The 5217-nt window shown below is 57.2% G+C and carries 2 rRNA genes; both read right to left on the bottom strand.

Features of this window, described 5'->3' with window-relative positions:
• Positions 1-22: 22 nt before the first annotated feature.
• Positions 23-3147, bottom strand: a 23S ribosomal RNA gene (locus ACWDZ7_RS42540).
• Between the two features lie 319 nt (positions 3148-3466).
• Positions 3467-4992 (bottom strand): 16S ribosomal RNA (locus ACWDZ7_RS42535).
• Together the 16S and 23S rRNA genes form the textbook arrangement of a ribosomal RNA operon.
• Positions 4993-5217: the final 225 nt, after the last annotated feature.

Raw genomic sequence — 5217 nt, 5'->3', positions numbered from 1 at the left:
AACACAGTGGACGCGAGCAACTGAGGACAAGCCCTCGGCCTATTAGTACCAGTCACCTCCACCCGTTACCGGGCTTCCAGATCTGGCCTATCAACCCAGTCGTCTACTGGGAGCCTTAACCCCTCAAAGGGGGTGGGAATACTCATCTCGAAGCAGGCTTCCCGCTTAGATGCTTTCAGCGGTTATCCTTTCCGAACGTAGCCAACCAGCCATGCCCTTGGCAGGACAACTGGCACACCAGAGGTTCGTCCGTCCCGGTCCTCTCGTACTAGGGACAGCCCTTCTCAATATTCCTACGCGCACAGAGGATAGGGACCGAACTGTCTCACGACGTTCTAAACCCAGCTCGCGTACCGCTTTAATGGGCGAACAGCCCAACCCTTGGGACCGACTCCAGCCCCAGGATGCGACGAGCCGACATCGAGGTGCCAAACCATCCCGTCGATATGGACTCTTGGGGAAGATCAGCCTGTTATCCCCGGGGTACCTTTTATCCGTTGAGCGACGGCGCTTCCACAAGCCACCGCCGGATCACTAGTCCCGACTTTCGTCCCTGCTCGACCCGTCGGTCTCACAGTCAAGCTCCCTTGTGCACTTACACTCAACACCTGATTACCAACCAGGCTGAGGGAACCTTTGGGCGCCTCCGTTACTCTTTAGGAGGCAACCGCCCCAGTTAAACTACCCATCAGACACTGTCCCTGATCCGGATCACGGACCGAGGTTAGACATCCAGCACGACCAGAGTGGTATTTCAACGACGACTCCCCCGATACTGGCGTACCGAGTTCACAGTCTCCCACCTATCCTACACAAGCCGAACCGAACACCAATATCAAACTGTAGTAAAGGTCCCGGGGTCTTTCCGTCCTTCTGCGCGAAACGAGCATCTTTACTCGTAGTGCAATTTCACCGGGCCTATGGTTGAGACAGTCGAGAAGTCGTTACGCCATTCGTGCAGGTCGGAACTTACCCGACAAGGAATTTCGCTACCTTAGGATGGTTATAGTTACCACCGCCGTTTACTGGCGCTTAAGTTCTCAGCTTCGCACACCCGAAAGTGCACTAACCGGTCCCCTTAACGTTCCAGCACCGGGCAGGCGTCAGTCCGTATACATCGCCTTACGGCTTCGCACGGACCTGTGTTTTTAGTAAACAGTCGCTTCTCGCTGGTCTCTGCGGCCACCCCCAGCTCACGGAGTAAATCCGATCACCGGTGATGGCCCCCCTTCTCCCGAAGTTACGGGGGCATTTTGCCGAGTTCCTTAACCATAGTTCACCCGAACGCCTCGGTATTCTCTACCTGACTACCTGAGTCGGTTTAGGGTACGGGCCGCCATGAAACTCGCTAGAGGCTTTTCTCGACAGCATAGGATCATCCACTTCACCACAATCGGCTCGGCATCAGGTCTCAGCCTTAATGTGCGACGGATTTACCTGCCGCACGGCCTACACCCTTACCCCGGGACAACCACCGCCCGGGCTGGACTACCTTCCTGCGTCACCCCATCACTCACCTACTACCACCTTGGTCCGGCGGCTCCACCACTTTCCTTTCCCCGAAGGGTCCGGAACGGCTTCACGGCCTTAGCATCAATGGGCTCGATGTTTGACGCTTCACAGCGGGTACCGGAATATCAACCGGTTATCCATCGACTACGCCTGTCGGCCTCGCCTTAGGTCCCGACTTACCCTGGGCAGATCAGCTTGACCCAGGAACCCTTAGTCAATCGGCGCACACGTTTCTCACGTATGTATCGCTACTCATGCCTGCATTCTCACTCGTGAACCGTCCACCACTGCCTTCCGGCGCAGCTTCACCCGGCACACGACGCTCCCCTACCCATCCCAGCAGGCGTTGGCCCTCTATGCTGGAATGACACGACTTCGGCGGTACGCTTGAGCCCCGCTACATTGTCGGCGCGGAATCACTAGACCAGTGAGCTATTACGCACTCTTTCAAGGGTGGCTGCTTCTAAGCCAACCTCCTGGTTGTCTGTGCGACTCCACATCCTTTCCCACTTAGCGTACGCTTAGGGGCCTTAGTCGATGCTCTGGGCTGTTTCCCTCTCGACCATGGAGCTTATCCCCCACAGTCTCACTGCCGTGCTCTCACTTACCGGCATTCGGAGTTTGGCTAAGGTCAGTAACCCGGTAGGGCCCATCGCCTATCCAGTGCTCTACCTCCGGCAAGAAACACACGACGCTGCACCTAAATGCATTTCGGGGAGAACCAGCTATCACGGAGTTTGATTGGCCTTTCACCCCTAACCACAGGTCATCCCCCAGGTTTTCAACCCTGGTGGGTTCGGTCCTCCACGACCTCTTACAGCCGCTTCAACCTGCCCATGGCTAGATCACTCCGCTTCGGGTCTTGAGCGCGCTACTGAATCGCCCTATTCGGACTCGCTTTCGCTACGGCTTCCCCACACGGGTTAACCTCGCAACACACCGCAAACTCGCAGGCTCATTCTTCAAAAGGCACGCAGTCACGACGTACAGCACAAGTGCTGCACGCGACGCTCCCACGGCTTGTAGGCACACGGTTTCAGGTACTATTTCACTCCGCTCCCGCGGTACTTTTCACCATTCCCTCACGGTACTATCCGCTATCGGTCACCAGGGAATATTTAGGCTTAACGGGTGGTCCCGCCAGATTCACACGGGATTTCTCGGGCCCCGTGCTACTTGGGTGTCTCTCAAACGAGCCGTTGATGTTTCGACTACGGGGGTCTTACCCTCTACGCCGGACCTTTCGCATGTCCTTCGCCTACATCAACGGTTTCTGACTCGCCTCACAGCCGGCAGACTGTGAAAGAGAGATCCCACAACCCCGCATACGCAACCCCTGCCGGGTATCACACGTAAACGGTTTGGCCTCATCCGGTTTCGCTCGCCACTACTCCCGGAATCACGGTTGTTTTCTCTTCCTGCGGGTACTGAGATGTTTCACTTCCCCGCGTTCCCTCCACACTGCCTATGTGTTCAGCAGCGGGTGACAGCCCATGACGACTGCCGGGTTTCCCCATTCGGAAACCCCCGGATCAAAGCCTGGTTGACGACTCCCCGGGGACTATCGTGGCCTCCCACGTCCTTCATCGGTTCCTGGTGCCAAGGCATCCACCGTGCGCCCTTAAAAACTTGGCCACAGATGCTCGCGTCCACTGTGCAGTTCTCAAACAACGACCAACCACCCATCACCCTGCTGACATACAGCAAGTGCACTGGGGTCGGCATCCCGAAGGACAGGCTGCAACAGCCCGTACCCTCAGATACCCAACAGCGTGCCCGACACCCTCACCGCTTCCCTCAGCTTTCCACACTCAAAAGAGCAGTACTCGCAGGACAAGACGGTCAAGTGCGCCGAGTAGTCAACGTTCCACCCATGAGCAACCACCGTCGATCGTTTGCCGACGTAGTGGCCTCTGACCTCACCCCGAAGGGATCGGTAAGAAGTGCTCCTTAGAAAGGAGGTGATCCAGCCGCACCTTCCGGTACGGCTACCTTGTTACGACTTCGTCCCAATCGCCAGTCCCACCTTCGACAGCTCCCTCCCACAAGGGGTTGGGCCACCGGCTTCGGGTGTTACCGACTTTCGTGACGTGACGGGCGGTGTGTACAAGGCCCGGGAACGTATTCACCGCAGCAATGCTGATCTGCGATTACTAGCAACTCCGACTTCATGGGGTCGAGTTGCAGACCCCAATCCGAACTGAGACAGGCTTTTTGAGATTCGCTCCGCCTCGCGGCTTCGCAGCTCATTGTACCTGCCATTGTAGCACGTGTGCAGCCCAAGACATAAGGGGCATGATGACTTGACGTCGTCCCCACCTTCCTCCGAGTTGACCCCGGCAGTCTCCTGTGAGTCCCCATCACCCCGAAGGGCATGCTGGCAACACAGAACAAGGGTTGCGCTCGTTGCGGGACTTAACCCAACATCTCACGACACGAGCTGACGACAGCCATGCACCACCTGTATACCGACCACAAGGGGGGCACCATCTCTGATGCTTTCCGGTATATGTCAAGCCTTGGTAAGGTTCTTCGCGTTGCGTCGAATTAAGCCACATGCTCCGCTGCTTGTGCGGGCCCCCGTCAATTCCTTTGAGTTTTAGCCTTGCGGCCGTACTCCCCAGGCGGGGAACTTAATGCGTTAGCTGCGGCACCGACGACGTGGAATGTCGCCAACACCTAGTTCCCACCGTTTACGGCGTGGACTACCAGGGTATCTAATCCTGTTCGCTCCCCACGCTTTCGCTCCTCAGCGTCAGTAATGGCCCAGAGATCCGCCTTCGCCACCGGTGTTCCTCCTGATATCTGCGCATTTCACCGCTACACCAGGAATTCCGATCTCCCCTACCACACTCTAGCCTGCCCGTATCGACTGCAGACCCGGGGTTAAGCCCCGGGCTTTCACAACCGACGTGACAAGCCGCCTACGAGCTCTTTACGCCCAATAATTCCGGACAACGCTTGCGCCCTACGTATTACCGCGGCTGCTGGCACGTAGTTAGCCGGCGCTTCTTCTGCAGGTACCGTCACTTTCGCTTCTTCCCTGCTGAAAGAGGTTTACAACCCGAAGGCCGTCATCCCTCACGCGGCGTCGCTGCATCAGGCTTTCGCCCATTGTGCAATATTCCCCACTGCTGCCTCCCGTAGGAGTCTGGGCCGTGTCTCAGTCCCAGTGTGGCCGGTCGCCCTCTCAGGCCGGCTACCCGTCGTCGCCTTGGTGAGCTTCTACCTCACCAACAAGCTGATAGGCCGCGGGCTCATCCTGCACCGCCGGAGCTTTCAATCCCCTCCCATGCGAGAGGGGATGTCATCCGGTATTAGACCCCGTTTCCAGGGCTTGTCCCAGAGTGCAGGGCAGATTGCCCACGTGTTACTCACCCGTTCGCCACTAATCCCCACCGAAGTGGTTCATCGTTCGACTTGCATGTGTTAAGCACGCCGCCAGCGTTCGTCCTGAGCCAGGATCAAACTCTCCGTGAATGTTTTCCCGTAATCGGGATGAACACCACGAGAGCGGAACCAAGGAGAGGAATAATCTCCCGGTTCACAGCGTCCTCGCTGTGTCGCCTGCACGGACAAGCCGTACAGGACTTTTTCAAAGGAACCTCAACTCACCGAAGTGAGTCGGGGTATCAACATATCTGGCGTTGACTTTTGGCACGCTGTTGAGTTCTCAAGGAACGGACGCTTCCTTTGTACTCACCC

This window comes from Streptomyces sp. NPDC003032, from assembly GCF_053591415.1.
The sequence above is the reverse complement of the archived record's forward strand: the minus strand, read 5'-3'. Positions and strand labels throughout refer to the sequence as shown.